Annotated in this window: 14 protein-coding genes and 1 pseudogene; 10 read left to right on the top strand and 5 right to left on the bottom strand. The window is 44.0% G+C overall.

The features are described 5' to 3' along the window. Positions 1 to 74: 74 nt before the first annotated feature. From Xhom_RS03320 to Xhom_RS03290, 7 genes and pseudogenes are all read left to right on the top strand, one after another. Positions 75 to 563 (top strand): Spy/CpxP family protein refolding chaperone, encoded by a 489-nt coding sequence (locus Xhom_RS03320; protein ID WP_069317380.1) that lies wholly within the window; start codon positions 75 to 77, stop codon positions 561 to 563. A gap of 210 nt (positions 564 to 773) precedes the next feature. Further along, positions 774 to 1027, top strand: a pseudogene (locus Xhom_RS36315) (type II toxin-antitoxin system HicA family toxin). 119 nt (positions 1028 to 1146) lie between these two features. Beyond that, complete coding sequence (locus tag Xhom_RS03310) at positions 1147 to 1788, top strand: lysophospholipid acyltransferase family protein (protein WP_069317379.1); 642 nt, start codon at positions 1147 to 1149, stop codon at positions 1786 to 1788. After that, positions 1785 to 2729 (top strand): phosphatidate cytidylyltransferase, encoded by a 945-nt coding sequence (locus Xhom_RS03305; protein ID WP_069317378.1) that lies wholly within the window; start codon positions 1785 to 1787, stop codon positions 2727 to 2729. Before Xhom_RS03310 ends, Xhom_RS03305 begins: the two co-directional genes overlap by 4 nt. Before the next feature lie 32 nt (positions 2730 to 2761). Beyond that, entirely contained in the window at positions 2762 to 3661 is a 900-nt protein-coding gene (gene fieF, locus Xhom_RS03300) for a CDF family cation-efflux transporter FieF (protein ID WP_069317377.1), read from the top strand. A 205-nt stretch (positions 3662 to 3866) separates the two neighbouring features. After that, positions 3867 to 4844, top strand: a complete 978-nt coding sequence (pfkA, locus tag Xhom_RS03295) for a 6-phosphofructokinase (protein WP_069317376.1) — start codon at positions 3867 to 3869, stop codon at positions 4842 to 4844. 252 nt (positions 4845 to 5096) lie between these two features. Further along, positions 5097 to 6089, top strand: a complete 993-nt coding sequence (locus Xhom_RS03290) for a sulfate ABC transporter substrate-binding protein (protein ID WP_232326376.1) — start codon at positions 5097 to 5099, stop codon at positions 6087 to 6089. Positions 6090 to 6168: 79 nt separating this feature from the next. Here the strand turns inward: Xhom_RS03290 and tpiA are convergent, their stop codons facing one another. Next, entirely contained in the window at positions 6169 to 6936 is a 768-nt protein-coding gene (gene tpiA / locus Xhom_RS03285; RefSeq protein WP_069317374.1) for a triose-phosphate isomerase, read from the bottom strand. Between the two features lie 136 nt (positions 6937 to 7072). Then, positions 7073 to 7681: a DUF1454 family protein gene (locus Xhom_RS03280; protein ID WP_069317373.1), complete on the bottom strand. Its 609-nt coding sequence runs from the start codon at positions 7679 to 7681 to the stop codon at positions 7073 to 7075. Positions 7682 to 7739: 58 nt separating this feature from the next. Between Xhom_RS03280 and Xhom_RS03275 the strand changes: the two genes are divergently transcribed. Then, positions 7740 to 8189 carry a DUF805 domain-containing protein gene (locus Xhom_RS03275; protein ID WP_069318518.1) on the top strand — a complete coding sequence of 150 codons (450 nt, stop codon included), beginning with the start codon at positions 7740 to 7742 and terminating at the stop codon, positions 8187 to 8189. A 53-nt stretch (positions 8190 to 8242) separates the two neighbouring features. On the opposite strand, the gene fpr is transcribed toward Xhom_RS03275, so the two are convergent. After that, the gene (gene fpr / locus Xhom_RS03270; RefSeq protein WP_069317372.1) at positions 8243 to 8989 is read right to left on the bottom strand and encodes a ferredoxin--NADP(+) reductase; all 747 of its coding nucleotides are present in this window, start codon (positions 8987 to 8989) and stop codon (positions 8243 to 8245) included. A 410-nt stretch (positions 8990 to 9399) separates the two neighbouring features. On the opposite strand from fpr, the gene emrD reads away from it, so the two are divergent. Continuing rightward, positions 9400 to 10587, top strand: a complete 1188-nt coding sequence (emrD, locus tag Xhom_RS03265; protein ID WP_069317371.1) for a multidrug efflux MFS transporter EmrD — start codon at positions 9400 to 9402, stop codon at positions 10585 to 10587. 82 nt (positions 10588 to 10669) lie between these two features. Here the strand turns inward: emrD and glpK are convergent, their stop codons facing one another. Then, on the bottom strand, positions 10670 to 12193 hold the full coding sequence (gene glpK / locus Xhom_RS03260) for a glycerol kinase GlpK (protein ID WP_069317370.1): 1524 nt from the start codon (positions 12191 to 12193) through the stop codon (positions 10670 to 10672). 70 nt (positions 12194 to 12263) lie between these two features. Then, positions 12264 to 13061, bottom strand: a complete 798-nt coding sequence (locus Xhom_RS03255; RefSeq protein ID WP_069317369.1) for an MIP/aquaporin family protein — start codon at positions 13059 to 13061, stop codon at positions 12264 to 12266. A 314-nt stretch (positions 13062 to 13375) separates the two neighbouring features. Between Xhom_RS03255 and zapB the strand changes: the two genes are divergently transcribed. Then, entirely contained in the window at positions 13376 to 13618 is a 243-nt protein-coding gene (zapB, locus tag Xhom_RS03250) for a cell division protein ZapB (RefSeq protein ID WP_069317368.1), read from the top strand. Positions 13619 to 13751 lie beyond the last annotated feature (133 nt).

The following is a 13751-nucleotide window of genomic DNA, read 5'->3' as shown; positions in this document are numbered from 1 at the left end:
CTAGTTTGCAGCCGCAGGGTTATAGTGATCCACACTGAATCGAATAGCGCTATTCGAGAAAGCGAGGAAATTTAATGCGTAACATAGCAATATTGGCTTTAGCGTCAATGTTTGTTCTCGAAACAACAGGCGCCTTAGCTGAAACTGCTGATACGGATAATGTTTCTGAAGCTGGTTCCTCACTATATTGTATGCCATGTGGTAATAAGAGGGGTTTCAGTTGCTACCGTAGTAATGAGCTTAACTATAGTAATATTTTCGATGGAATAACGTTAACTGAACAGCAACGTCAGCAGATGTGGGATTTAGTGAAAAAACAACATCTGCATGAACAATCACTGGATGTGCGAGTTGAACGCCAAAAACTGAACAGCCTTTTGACCGCAAGGGATTTTGATGAGGTTGCAGTTAGGTTGCAGCTTGAAAAAATAGCAAAAGAGAATGTTGATCTGGGTGTAGAAATCGCACGTATTCGTAACCAGATGTACCAATTGTTAACACCAGAGCAGAAAGAGCAATTACAGAAACGTAATGAAACATGTACTGCTCAAGTTATAAACTGATTTTTGCTAGTAGTGCCGTTGATGCACACTAGCTATAACAACGGTTTTCCTTGCCATAGACACCATCCCTGTCTTTCAGCCCCCTTGTGGGGCTTTTTTTTATCTGTCATAAAATAAATTATCTTTAAAAATCAAATTTATATAAATTTTGTGCAGTTTGGAAATTTCTAAGTGCGGACACTTTTGATATTTATAGTTACGTGTTGGAATATGAACAAACAGGTTTCAGCTCTCAGAATTAGGCAGCAACGTACGTTGGAACAAATATTTAAACACCTGTTCCTGCTGGTATTAAGTGGTCAGCTATTGAATCACTAATTAAAACATTAGGCGGTGAGCTCAAGGACGGTCGCGGTTCACTCTGTAAATTTATATTAAAGGGAAGTATTGCTAATTTTCATCGTTCTCATCCGTCGCCAGATACAGATAAAGGCGCAGTAGCTGGGTTCGATAATGGTTGGTGAGTATCCTTTCTCTTTCTGTTGTTATCTTGACCAATCTTGATTATCTTATATTCTTCAAGCAATTAATTTAAAAAACCTTATTATTGTTACTCCATCGAAAAGGGATAGGGATACCCAACATGACTCATCCTCATAAAGTCAGTCTATTGGCAAAAGGTATGGGCGCAACGCTATTAGGTCTATGCCGTCTTTTAACGGGTGTACAGGCGAGGTGGATTGGCTGTCAGCCCTCAATTTGTAGCCGCATTTATTATGCTAACCATTCCAGCCATCTTGATGGATTGGTGATTTGGTCCGGGCTTCCGCCTATGTTACGTCCTTTGGTTCATCCTGTCGCTGCTCGTGATTATTGGGATAAAACCAAGTTACGTCGCTATCTTGTCCATAAGGTATTTCGTGCGGTATTAATTGATCGTCATGGAGAAAGTACGTCTAAAGAAGCTGTCATTGCGCCTTTGGAAGCGATTTTGGCGGAAAACGAGTCTCTGATTTTTTTTCCGGAGGGAACTCGGGGGGATGGTGAACAAATTAATCCGTTCAAGAGTGGCTTGTATCATTTGGCCTGTAAATATCCCGATGCTGAGGTTGTACCTGTTTATCTGGAAAATTTGAATCGGGCTTTGCCGAAGGGAAAGAAACTGTTAGTACCTATTATTTGTTCAGTCACATTTGGCAAGCCACTGGATAAATTGGGAGAGGGTGAAAGTAAAGAGGCGTTTCTGCAACGTGCCCAGTCTGCATTAAAGGAGTTAGTGCTATGACGAATATCGATTATGATCTGATGCTGTTGCTGAGTGGGATATTTGGGATATTAGTTATTTCCAGTGTCATTGGTGGTTTGTTAGCTTTCAGGTATTCGGGGGAAAGGAGCAACGCTACCATCGATAACTTAAATGCCCGAATTCGTGGTTGGTGGATGATGTGCATTATCTGTGTGGTAGCCATCATTATTGGGCCAATTGGTTCAGTGGTTTTGTTTGCGGTGATGTCATTTTTTGCTTTGCGTGAGTTTATTACGCTGACACCCACTCGGCGCAGCGATCATGAGGCCCTATTCTGGTGTTTCTTTATTTTTATGCCCATACAGTATGTCTTGGTTGGTATGCAATGGTATGGGTTATTCTCGGTATTTATTCCAGTGTATGTATTCCTGTTTCTGCCTGCCCGTATGGCTTTGGCTGGGGATACGGCGCATTTTCTGGAGCGAGCAGCCGAAATCCAGTGGGGTATGTTGGTGACTGTGTTTGCCATCAGCCATGCACCTGCTTTGTTGATGTTGGATATTCCAGAGTATAAGAGTGAAAACATCAAGTTATTGCTGTTCCTGATGATCGTGGTGCAAATGTCAGATGTTTTGCAATACGTATTCGGGAAGTTATTTGGTAAGCGTCCGATTGTACCGAACTTGAGTCCCAATAAAACGGTGGAAGGGTTTGTGGGGGGAATTTTAGCCTCTGTGTTGTTGGGAATGTCTCTGTTCTGGGTAACGCCATTTTCCTGGTGGGAAGCGGGGCTGATGTCATTGGTGATCACGCTGATGGGGTTCATTGGCGGGTTATGCATGTCGGCAATTAAACGAGACAGTGGAGTGAAAGATTTCGGCGGAATTATTGAAGGGCATGGTGGAATGTTGGATAGGATTGACTCGCTTTGCTTTGCTGCTCCTATATTTTTCCACCTAACGCGCTATTTTTATACCTAAGACAAGCTGAATAACCAAAGGGCTGTAAGTCAATGAGTATAAATTATGGGCGATGGGTTAGCTCTGCTGCGTTAGCGGCAACGGTCATGGCCAGTGTGCTGTTGGCCGTGAAAATTTTTGCGTGGTGGTTTACGGGGTCGGTGAGCTTATTGGCTGCGTTGGTGGATTCTCTGGTCGATCTGGCTGCTTCCCTGACCAACTTTTTTGTCGTGCGTTATTCACTTCAACCTGCTGATGAAGAACATACTTTTGGGCATGGTAAGGCCGAGTCTCTGGCTGCTCTGGCTCAAAGTATGTTTATTTCCGGTTCAGCGATTTTTCTATTTCTGACGGGATTTCAGAATCTATTTGCTCCCAAGCCATTGGAGCATGCGGTGATAGGTATCTGGGTGATCATAATCGCTATCATTTCAACACTCTGTTTGGTCACGTTTCAGAGATGGGTGATTAAGAAAACTCAAAGTCAGGCCATTCGTGCGGATATGTTGCATTATAAATCTGATTTGTTGATGAATGGTGCCATTTTGGTGGCGTTGCTTTTGAGCTTGTATGGCTTTAAACGTGCAGATGCGCTATTCGCCTTGGGAATTGGCGTTTATATCCTCTATAGTGCGTTACGGATGGGGTATGATGCCGTACAATCTCTACTGGATCGAGCCTTACCGGATGACGAGCGGCAAGAGATTATTGATATTATCCAGAATTATCCTGACATCGTTGGTGGGCATGATTTGCGAACGCGTCAATCCGGGCCGACTCGTTTTATTCAGTTCCATTTGGAGATAGATGATAATTTGCCGTTGGTGAAGGCTCATGCTTTAGCCGAAGGGATTGAAAATAAATTGCGGGATAGGTTCCCGGGTGCCGATATTATTATTCACCAAGATCCTTGCTCTGCTGTACCCGAGGAACATAAAAACCGTTGGGGTTGATGGTGAATTTATTCATAATCAAAAGATCGTCAAAAAATAGACATAATCTTAATGCAGACTGAGTGTTTTTCCGTATTATAGGTGCTATTGAATCAATTCAGCTAATGAAGTGACAATCAGGTTTCGCTAAATCGCTGTCTTTTTTTCCCTTTAGGAAAGTGATCAGCCAATTGGCAAATATTATATCTACAAGTCAGAGGTCATCATGATCAACAAGATTAAAAGAATCGGAGTCTTAACGAGTGGCGGTGATGCGCCGGGTATGAACGCCGCTATTCGTGGTGTTGTTCGTGCCGCTTTAACCGAAGGGTTAGAAGTCTACGGCATTTATGATGGCTATCTGGGGTTGTATGAAAACCGCATGAAGAAACTCGACCGCTTTAGTGTTTCTGACATGATTAATCGGGGCGGTACATTTTTAGGTTCAGCCCGTTTCCCTGAATTCAGGGATGATAAAGTGCGGGAAATCGCCATTGAAAACATGCGTAAAAATGAGATTGATGCGTTGGTGGTGATTGGTGGCGACGGCTCTTATTTAGGGGCAAAGAAACTGACTGAAGTGGGCTTCCCTTGTATTGGTTTGCCTGGAACAATTGACAATGATGTCGCGGGCACGGATTACACCATCGGTTATTTCACGGCATTGGAAACAGTGGTTGAAGCCATCGACCGTCTGCGTGATACCTCGACTTCTCACAAGCGTATCTCCATTGTTGAAGTGATGGGGCGTTATTGCGGAGATTTGACTTTATCGGCAGCGATTGCGGGTGGATGTGAGTTTATTGTTCTGCCTGAGAGTGAAACGCCATTCGATCGCGAAGAATTGTTGGCTGAAATTCAGGCCGGAATTCAAAAAGGTAAGCGTCACGCGATTGTTGCTATCACAGAACATGTTTGTGATGTTGCTGAGTTAGCGAAATATATTGAAGCGGAAACTCGCCATGAAACCCGTGCAACGGTGCTGGGGCATATTCAGCGCGGTGGAGCACCAGTGGCATATGACCGTATTCTCGCTTCCCGCATGGGCGCGTATTCAGTCCAATTACTGTTGGAAGGGCAAGGCGGCCGTTGTGTTGGTATCCAGAATGAGAAACTTGTTCATCACGATATCATTGATGCGGTGCAAAATATGCAGCGTATCTTTAAGAAAGATTGGCTGGAAACAGCGAAGAAACTCTACTAATCCTCTTTTATCCAGCAAATCCTTTTTCAAAGACAGCCACATTTTGTGGCTGTCTTGTTCCCCTCATATTCTTCTTGTGCATAAGCTGAAATTTTAAATTATTTCTGCGTCATAACGCTTTCTGTCAGTTTTTATGGTGAAAATCATAAATAACTTAGGGAGCATGTCACCGTGGTTATAAATATAGGTGTTATGAAGTTGGGAACGAGATGGGTAATGACGAGCAAGTATATAGTGTCGGTGATATTACTGATGCTATCGGTGGCGGGTAGCATATGGGTAAGTAGTGCGTTGGTAAATCGTGCGTGGGCAAAAGAGATCCAGCTTTTGAATGTATCTTATGATCCGACTCGTGAGTTGTACCAACAGTATGATCAAGCATTCAGTGAATATTGGTATAACAAAACGGGGGATAACGTCAAAATCCGCCAATCACATGGTGGCTCAAGCAAACAGGCAACTTCTGTTATCAATGGGCTTCAGGCAGATGTTGTGACACTGGCGCTGGAGTATGATGTGGATGCCATTGCAGCAAATGGACGCATTGATAAGCAGTGGATTAAGCGCTTACCGGATAACTCGGCACCTTATACATCAACCATTGTTTTCTTGGTGAGAAAAGGCAATCCCAAGCAGATCAAGGATTGGTCTGATCTGATCCGTCATGATGTCTCTGTTGTGACACCTAATCCTAAAACCTCTGGCGGGGCACGCTGGAACTATCTGGCTGCTTGGGGATACGGGTTGGAACATAACAATCAGAACCAAGCTAAGGCGAAAGAATTCGTGAAAGCACTCTATAAAAATGTCGAAGTGTTGGATTCTGGTGCACGTGGTGCAACGAATACTTTTGTGGAGCGTGGAATTGGTGATGTGTTAATTGCGTGGGAAAACGAGGCTCTGCTGGCAATAAATGCCTTGGGTAAGGGGAAGTTTGAAATTGTTACACCGAATATTTCTATTCTGGCAGAGCCAACGGTTGCCGTCGTCGATAAGGTTGTTGATAAACGCGGAACGCGCGAGTTGGCAACGGAATATCTGCAATATCTTTATTCTCCGGTTGGACAGGAGATTGCGGCCAAAAATTATTATCGTCCCCGCGATAAAACTATCGCAGAAAAATACTACACTGTTTTTCCTGATCTGAAACTCTTTACGATTGATGAGGTATTTGGTGGTTGGGATAAAGTGCAGAAAGAACATTTTGCCACGGGTGGGACCTTCGATGAAATTATTCGTCGTTAGTCAGAAAACAATTTAGAGCAGAAAAAACCGCCGCGAGTTTTATCCCGTGGCGGTTGACTGTTCTTGCCTTTATGAGCGATTACGCTTTTTTCGCTTCTGCTGCGGCTTTCACGATCACGGCGAAAGCATCAGCTTTCAGTGATGCACCACCGACCAGCGCACCGTCGATATCCGGCTGAGTGAATAGCTCTGCTGCATTGCTAGCGTTAACCGAGCCACCGTATTGAATAATCACTTGCTCAGCGATGGCGGCATCTTGCTTCGCAATATGATCGCGGATGAATTTATGCACAGCCTGTGCTTGTGCAGGTGTCGCTGACTTACCTGTTCCGATTGCCCAAACAGGTTCGTAGGCAATGACGGTATTTTTGAATGCTTCGGCACCCAGTGTATTCAGGACAGCATCGATTTGTCGTGCACAGACTACTTCCGTCTGACCGTCTTCATTTTCTTGCTCGGTTTCACCAATGCACAGAACTGGGATCAACCCTTGTTCTTTTAGAATGGCAAATTTCTTGGCAATGAATTCGTCACTTTCTTTGTGGTAAGTCCGGCGCTCAGAGTGGCCGATAATGATATATTTTGCGCCCACGTCTTTCAGCATTTCTGCGGAAGTTTCACCCGTGAATGCACCAGAAAGGTTAATACCAACATCTTGTGCACCCAGAGCGATACGGCTGCCTGCCAATGCATTTTTTGCCAGAGAAACATAAACTGTTGGTGGTGCGATAGCGACGCCACAGCCGTCAACGTTGCTCAGTTCTTTACGAAGGCCTTCAATCAGGTCGTTAACCATGTGGGTACTGCCATTTAATTTCCAGTTACCCATAACTAATGGATGTCGCATGTTTTTCCCTCCAACCAGAAAATAATCAAATTGCGAACTGATTTAACACTCTTTGACGGAACGACTTGTGTCATTCCCTTAAGCGGAATCCCGATAGTATAAAGATCATCGCTGCGAATAGCTCTGCGCTGAGTCACTAATTTTCATTTACTGATGTGTCAGATAGCGATAGCTTAATCGGTTCAATTGCGAAGGTCATTATATTTTCGCTGCTGTTTACGATGATATAACGTACCGCTCCTATTTTTTGACTGAAAACAGGATGTTTTTCTGCTGCCAGCAAAAATTTCTCCAGATGAGCTTTGGTTTGATCATGAGAAAGGGTCGGTTCAAATTGGCTGATAAAAGCTGCCATATACTGTTTTGCCAGAAGTAAATTTTGTTCATCTTGTAATGGCAGCACAGTGACTTGCAGGCTTTTAATTTTTTCACTACCCCGCTCCAGTATCGCTGAAGAGTATATTTCGTCATTGATTTTACTGGCGGCACGGATGAAGGGCAGAGAAATATCACGGCTTGCGACGACCTTATATTCATATAGCGGAATGTCAGGGTATCTTTTGTTGTATTTTTCCCTAAAGACGGGGATGGTTTCTTCGAAAGTAGGAGAATCGGGCCGTAGGTACATTAATGGTGAGTTCATCTCTGGTGTGACAGACGGCTCACCCGCGATGGCTGATAATGGTAAACCGATGGCAAAAGCGATTAATATTGTCATCAGAAGTTTATTTATGCCTGTTTTCATTCTATTACTCACCGAGTTAAATACTGGAAAAACAGCATCCACAATTGGAAAAGAGTACATGACATTACAACAATGGGGATTCTCATTCAAAGGCCGAATTGGACGCAAGGAGTTCTGGGTCGGTATCGGTATCTGTTTCGCCTTGATTTTTATACTTCTGACACTGCATGGAATGAATATCCTTTCCATGAATTATGCGGCGATTGGTGTTGTTTTGCTATTGTATCCAACCGTGGCGATTTTTTCGAAACGCCTGCATGACAGAAATAAATCCAGTGGCTGGGTGTTATTGTTTGTATTGGCTTGGATATTACTGGCCCTTGACTGGAGCGTTATGGTTCCAATCTGGCAATGGGGAATTGGTCGTTTTGTTCCAACCTTGATTTTCGTCATGATGATACTTGATTGTGGCGTATTCCGGGGTACCGAGGGCGCTAACCGCTTCGGTGAGATGGCAGAAACAGTTGATCATATTTCTGCCAATGAGTTCACTCAAAAAAAGGGATAAATTAATTGCGGGAGCAGTGGCTATTGATGGTGTTGTGGCGACTGATACAGTGATTACCAGTATTGTTCGCAGGTCATATGCCCGGGTCTACGACGCAGGTGCTTTGTCATGTTGCGCTGTTCTTTTAGCAGTTGTTGGGTATCCCTGACCATTTGGGGATTTCCACACAGCATAATATGGCTGTTTTCTGCCAGCATCGTTAAACCAACAGCCGATTCCAATTTGCCACTCTCAATCAATGCGGGAACTCTTCCTATCAGCGAATTGGGTTGTTTTTCTCGGCTGACGATAGTCTGTATTCTCAATTTTCCTTGAAACTTTTGCTCTAATTGCTGCATCATCGGTAAATAACTCAGATCTTGCCCCCATCTTGCTGCATGCACCAAAACAATATTTTCAAATCTTTCCAAATCATCGCCTTGCTGGAGTATGGAAAGATAAGGCCCAATACCTGTGCCGGTTGCAATCATCCAGAGTGTCTGGCAATCAGGGATTTCCTCAAGGACAAAAAAACCTGCTGCGTGTTCTGTGACGAATAGCTCATCCCCTGTTTTTAATTCTGCCAATTGGGGGCTGAGCTTGCCTTCCGGAACAGTCACTAAATAAAACTCCAGATTATGGTCATCGGGAGAGTTGACGTAAGAGTAAGCGCGTTGGATACGCTGGCCATCAATTTCCAGCGAAAGTTTTGCAAATTGTCCTGCGGTAAATTTTTCAATCGGCGCATGAACTTTGATACTGAAGAGTGAATCTGTCCAATTGGTTATGTCGGTAACTTTTCCTGTAACCCAGTTTGCCATTACGATTAACCTCTCTACATAATACAGTGAGAATATACAGTGGGAATGAAGACTGCGTGAATTGGGGATTTTCGGGATGATTCTACGTGATTGTTTGAAATAGCATTATCGATTACGTGTTACAGTTCGATTGACTGTATTTTTGCCAATTCTTTGGATTGATATGTACACTTTTGTTGACGTTTATGGATAATTTCACTGTCATTTTTTGCTCATATAAAATTGTATACTGCCTGGAAAAAATATAGATTTGCTGATTGAATGAATTCTAATGAGGTTAGTATGTCAGGTTCTTAATTGAGAACTTGAAGGGTTCTTTATGGTTTGTGATTCATTGAGTTGAGCGTAATTTAAGCGGCTTTGTTTTAAACAAATATCATTTTTCAACGAACAAATTGTATATAAATACGATGAGAAAAATAGAACACTTTAATTTATTGTTGATGCTAATTGCTTTGGCTGCCGTCGGGCAAATGACACAAACGATCTATGTTCCAGTTATTGCAGATATGGCGAGTGGTCTTAATAAACCCGCCGGTGAAATTCAGCGGGTAATGGCGGCATATCTTTTTTCTTATGGGCTTTCACAGCTTTTTTATGGGCCACTATCTGATAAGGTGGGGCGTCGCCCAGTGATTTTGGCGGGAATATCGATTTTTCTGGTGGCGACGATATGTGCGCTGTTTGCGCCCAATTTGCAGGTGCTGGTGATTGCCAGTGCATTACAAGGATTGGGCACAGGAGTGGCTGGGGTTATGGTGCGTACCATGCCCCGGGATTTATATACTGGCACAACATTACGTTATGCCAATAGCGTACTGAATATGGCAGTGTTGGTCAGTCCTTTGCTGGCACCCATGATAGGTGGTCTTGTTGCCCATTATTTTGGCTGGCGGGCCTGCTATTTTTTCCTGCTGGTATTAGGGATGACCGTCGCGTTCTTCCTATTCCGGTATTTGTCGGAGACTCGTCCCACTCAGACTGAGCATAGAACGATGCTCGTCTCTTTCCATCAATTACTTTCTCATGGCTCCTTTGTCTCTTACTTGATTATGCTGGTGGGGGGCTTGGCTGGTGTTGCCGTTTTTGAGGCCAGTAGCGGTGTATTGATGGGGGTTGTTTTGGGGCTGGATAGCTTAACGGTCAGTATTTTATTTATTTTGCCAATTCCTGCTGCATTCTTTGGTGCATGGTATGCGGGGCGTGAAGGTAAAGTATTTTATCGGCTTATGTGGCACTCTGTTATCTGTTGCCTGTTGGCAGGGTTACTGATGTGGGTGCCCAGTTGGTTTGGCATTATGAATATCTGGACGCTGCTGATACCTGCTGCTCTCTTCTTTTTTGGTGCAGGTATGTTGTTCCCATTGGCAACGACCGGGGCGATGGAACCATTTCCTTATTTAGCCGGTGCGGCGGGTGCTTTGGTGGGAGGATTCCAGAATGTAGGGTCAGGTGTGGCGACATGGTTATCGGCAATGCTGCCGCAAAATAGCCAATTTAGTGTTGGCATTTTGATGTTTTCCATGGCGTTGCTGATCTTATTTTGTTGGCTACCCATTTCCCAGCGGATCCAGCGTGAGGAACAAACTGCTTCGTAATCGTGTTAAATGATAAAAAAAGAAAAAGCGCTGGCAGTGCAGAATCACAAAGCCAGCGTTTTTATTTGCTTAATTTTTGCGATTAGGCTCGGTCTTCCCACTCTTGAGCGCGAGCGACCGCTTTTTTCCAGCCATTGTATTTATGATTGCGTTCCGTTGTCTCAATACCCGGACGGAATTCTTTTTCTATTGTTGCCTTACTTTTCACTTCATCAAGATCTTGCCAGAAACCAACGGCCAGACCTGCAAGGAAGGCAGCACCTAACGCGGTACTTTCACGTACTTCAGGGCGCTCCACGCGTGTGCCTAAAATGTCGGCTTGGAACTGCATCAGGAAATTATTGGCAACCGCACCGCCATCTACGCGCAGTGCTTGCAGGCGGGTTCCTGCATCAGCCTGCATCGCATCCAGTACATCGCGAGTTTGGTATGCAATTGACTCTAATGTAGCGCGAATAATATGGTTGCTGTTTGCACCACGAGTCAGGCCGAAAATGGCACCACGAGAGTAAGGATCCCAATACGGTGCACCAAGGCCGGTAAAAGCAGGAACAACATAAACGCCATTGCTGTCTTTCACTTTAGTGGCAAAATATTCGGAATCGGCTGCATCTGCGATGAGTTTTAATTCATCGCGCAACCATTGGATAGAGGCTCCGCCAACAAATACAGCACCTTCCAAAGCATAATTCACTTCACCTCGTGGCCCACAGGCAATTGTGGTCAGCAGGCCGTGGTTGGAACGCACGGCATCAGTTCCTGTATTCATCAATAAGAAACAGCCGGTACCATAAGTATTTTTTGCCATGCCCGGATGGACACACAATTGACCATAAAGTGCTGCTTGCTGATCTCCGGCAATGCCTGCAATAGGAATACGTGTACCGCCTTTACCACCAATGTTGGTCTGACCATAAATTTCAGAAGAGGTCGCCACTTTTGGCAACATAATGTGAGGGATACCCAATTCATCAAGAATCTTGTGATCCCAGTCGAGATTGTGGATGTTAAACAGCATGGTACGGGAAGCGTTTGTGTAGTCGGTGACATGCACACGACCTTGTGTCATTTTCCAAACCAGCCAAGTATCTACTGTCCCGAATAACAGTTCGCCATTTTCCGCACGTTGACGAACACCTTCTACGTTATCTAGGATCCATTTTATTTTTGTTCCTGAAAAATAAGGGTCGACGACTAAGCCTGTATTCTGGCGGATGTACTCCTCCAGACCCTCTTTTTGCTTCAGCTTGGTACAAATATCTGCTGTTCGGCGACATTGCCATACGATGGCGTTATAAACAGGTTTGCCAGTCTCTTTTTCCCAGACAATCGTCGTTTCACGCTGGTTGGTAATGCCGATGCTGGCAATTTGATCTGAGCGGATATCCGCTTTTGCCAGAACTTCAACTAAAGTTGAGCTTTGGCTGGCCCAAATCTCCATCGGATCGTGTTCTACCCAGCCCGGCTTAGGGTAAATTTGTGGAAATTCACGCTGTGAGATGCAGACAATATTCGCGTCGTGATCAAGTACTACAGCTCGTGAACTAGTTGTCCCCTGATCTAGGGCGACAATATATTTTTTATCAGTCATATTTTCTGTTGTCATAACAATAACCTGGTTTTATTCATTCATTTTTGTAATTTTTATTTGTTACCCTTTTTGAAGCCAGTCAGCACTAAACTTCACGGGGTAAATGGCGGGTAATCAGCTTGCGATAACCAAATGCGCCTAGGATCGCACCAATGAAGGGGGCAATCAGTGGAACAAGGCAATAAGGGATATCTCGGCCACCAGTCAGGGAAATATCTCCCCACCCGGCTAAATAAGCAACTAATTTAGGGCCAAAATCACGAGCAGGATTCAGGGCAAATCCGGTCAACGGGCCGAAAGAGCCACCAATAACAGCAATTAGAATACCGATAAGCAAAGGTGCCAAAGGGCCACGCGGAATGCCATTTCCATCGTCTGTCAGTGACAGAATTAAGCACAGTAAAACAGCCGCGATGATCACTTCGACAATAAACGCCTGGAAGACGGATATCTGTGAGGCAGGATAAGTAGAAAATACACCCGCAGTGAAAAGACTTTCCTGTGAGCCGCGAATAATGTTGTGTGCTTGCTCATAATCAAGGAAAAGGTTGTAATACATCATGTAGACAAGGCTTGCAGCGACAAAACCGCCGAGCATTTGGGCAATGATGTAAGGGAGTATTTTTTTTCTGTCAAAACTGGCAAATAGGCATAGGGCGATGGTCACAGCAGGATTGAGATGCGCACCAGAAATGCCGGCCGTGAGATAAACTGCCAGTGCAACACCGAAGCCCCAGATGACGCTGATTTCCCATAAGCCCAGCTGTGCTCCTGAAATACGGGCGGCGGCGACACAGCCTAAGCCAAAGAATACAAGCAGTGCAGTACCCAGAAATTCTGAAATGCATTGACCTGATAATGTTGGAGTTGTGGTCTGGCTCATTGCTATATCCTATAAAGAAAGTACATAGGGGGATAAATTATTAGTCCTTTCTTATTTTACTGAGAAAGGTTGCTGTGAATTTATCGTTAATGAGCGTAAACGAGAAATAGCGAAATTGAAATCTGCGTGTTGCGTCAACAAAATGAGCGAATTCGCATTTGATTGCGAATTTATTTATTGTACAAATGTTATCTCGTATCCATTTAGGATTAGTCGCTATTTTTCTCGTTATACCGCACATTGAAGGTATGAAACTAGACAGGCGTTAATAGGCTAAATACAATCAAGGCATTGCTTACAAGAGGGGCCAGAGAATGTCATTTGAAGTTTTTGAAAAGCTAGAATCTAAAGTTCAGCAGGCGATTGATACTATCACTTTGCTGCAAATGGAAATTGAAGAATTAAAAGAACAGAACTTAGCGTTATCTCAGGATGTCAAAAATATGACAGACAGCCGTGATTCGTTGGTCAGTGAGAACGATCAGCTCAAACAAGAACAATCTGCATGGCAAGAGCGCTTACGTACTCTGTTGGGTAAAATGGAAGATGTACAGTAAGAGTTCCAACAAGTTAGCTGGAAAGGGCGATAATTCCGCCCTTTTTTATATCCTGCTATATTTCATGCCGCCGGACACATTTCCTTAGCCATTATCTCTTTAGTCATAATCCTTTAGTTATATAGTTATCTAT

The sequence above is a fragment of the Xenorhabdus hominickii genome (assembly GCF_002632725.1).
Taxonomy (GTDB): Bacteria; Pseudomonadota; Gammaproteobacteria; order Enterobacterales; family Enterobacteriaceae; genus Xenorhabdus; species Xenorhabdus hominickii.
This window is presented reverse-complemented; position numbering and strand designations above follow the sequence as displayed.

Bases quoted from the DNA above. Each gene is read 5' to 3' on its own strand.
- fpr (WP_069317372.1), bottom strand. From the start codon at position 8,989: ATGGCAAACTGGGTTACAGGAAAAGTTACCGACATAACCAATTGGACA.
- tpiA (WP_069317374.1), bottom strand. From the start codon at position 6,936: ATGCGACATCCATTAGTTATGGGTAACTGGAAATTAAATGGCAGTACC.
- fieF (WP_069317377.1), top strand. From the start codon at position 2,762: ATGAGTATAAATTATGGGCGATGGGTTAGCTCTGCTGCGTTAGCGGCA.
- Xhom_RS03290 (WP_232326376.1), top strand. From the start codon at position 5,097: ATGCTATCGGTGGCGGGTAGCATATGGGTAAGTAGTGCGTTGGTAAAT.
- zapB (WP_069317368.1), top strand. From the start codon at position 13,376: ATGTCATTTGAAGTTTTTGAAAAGCTAGAATCTAAAGTTCAGCAGGCG.
- Xhom_RS03305 (WP_069317378.1), top strand. From the start codon at position 1,785: ATGACGAATATCGATTATGATCTGATGCTGTTGCTGAGTGGGATATTT.
- Xhom_RS03280 (WP_069317373.1), bottom strand. From the start codon at position 7,681: ATGAAAACAGGCATAAATAAACTTCTGATGACAATATTAATCGCTTTT.
- emrD (WP_069317371.1), top strand. From the start codon at position 9,400: ATGAGAAAAATAGAACACTTTAATTTATTGTTGATGCTAATTGCTTTG.
- Xhom_RS03275 (WP_069318518.1), top strand. From the start codon at position 7,740: ATGACATTACAACAATGGGGATTCTCATTCAAAGGCCGAATTGGACGC.
- glpK (WP_069317370.1), bottom strand. From the start codon at position 12,193: ATGACAACAGAAAATATGACTGATAAAAAATATATTGTCGCCCTAGAT.
- pfkA (WP_069317376.1), top strand. From the start codon at position 3,867: ATGATCAACAAGATTAAAAGAATCGGAGTCTTAACGAGTGGCGGTGAT.
- Xhom_RS03255 (WP_069317369.1), bottom strand. From the start codon at position 13,061: ATGAGCCAGACCACAACTCCAACATTATCAGGTCAATGCATTTCAGAA.
- Xhom_RS03320 (WP_069317380.1), top strand. From the start codon at position 75: ATGCGTAACATAGCAATATTGGCTTTAGCGTCAATGTTTGTTCTCGAA.
- Xhom_RS03310 (WP_069317379.1), top strand. From the start codon at position 1,147: ATGACTCATCCTCATAAAGTCAGTCTATTGGCAAAAGGTATGGGCGCA.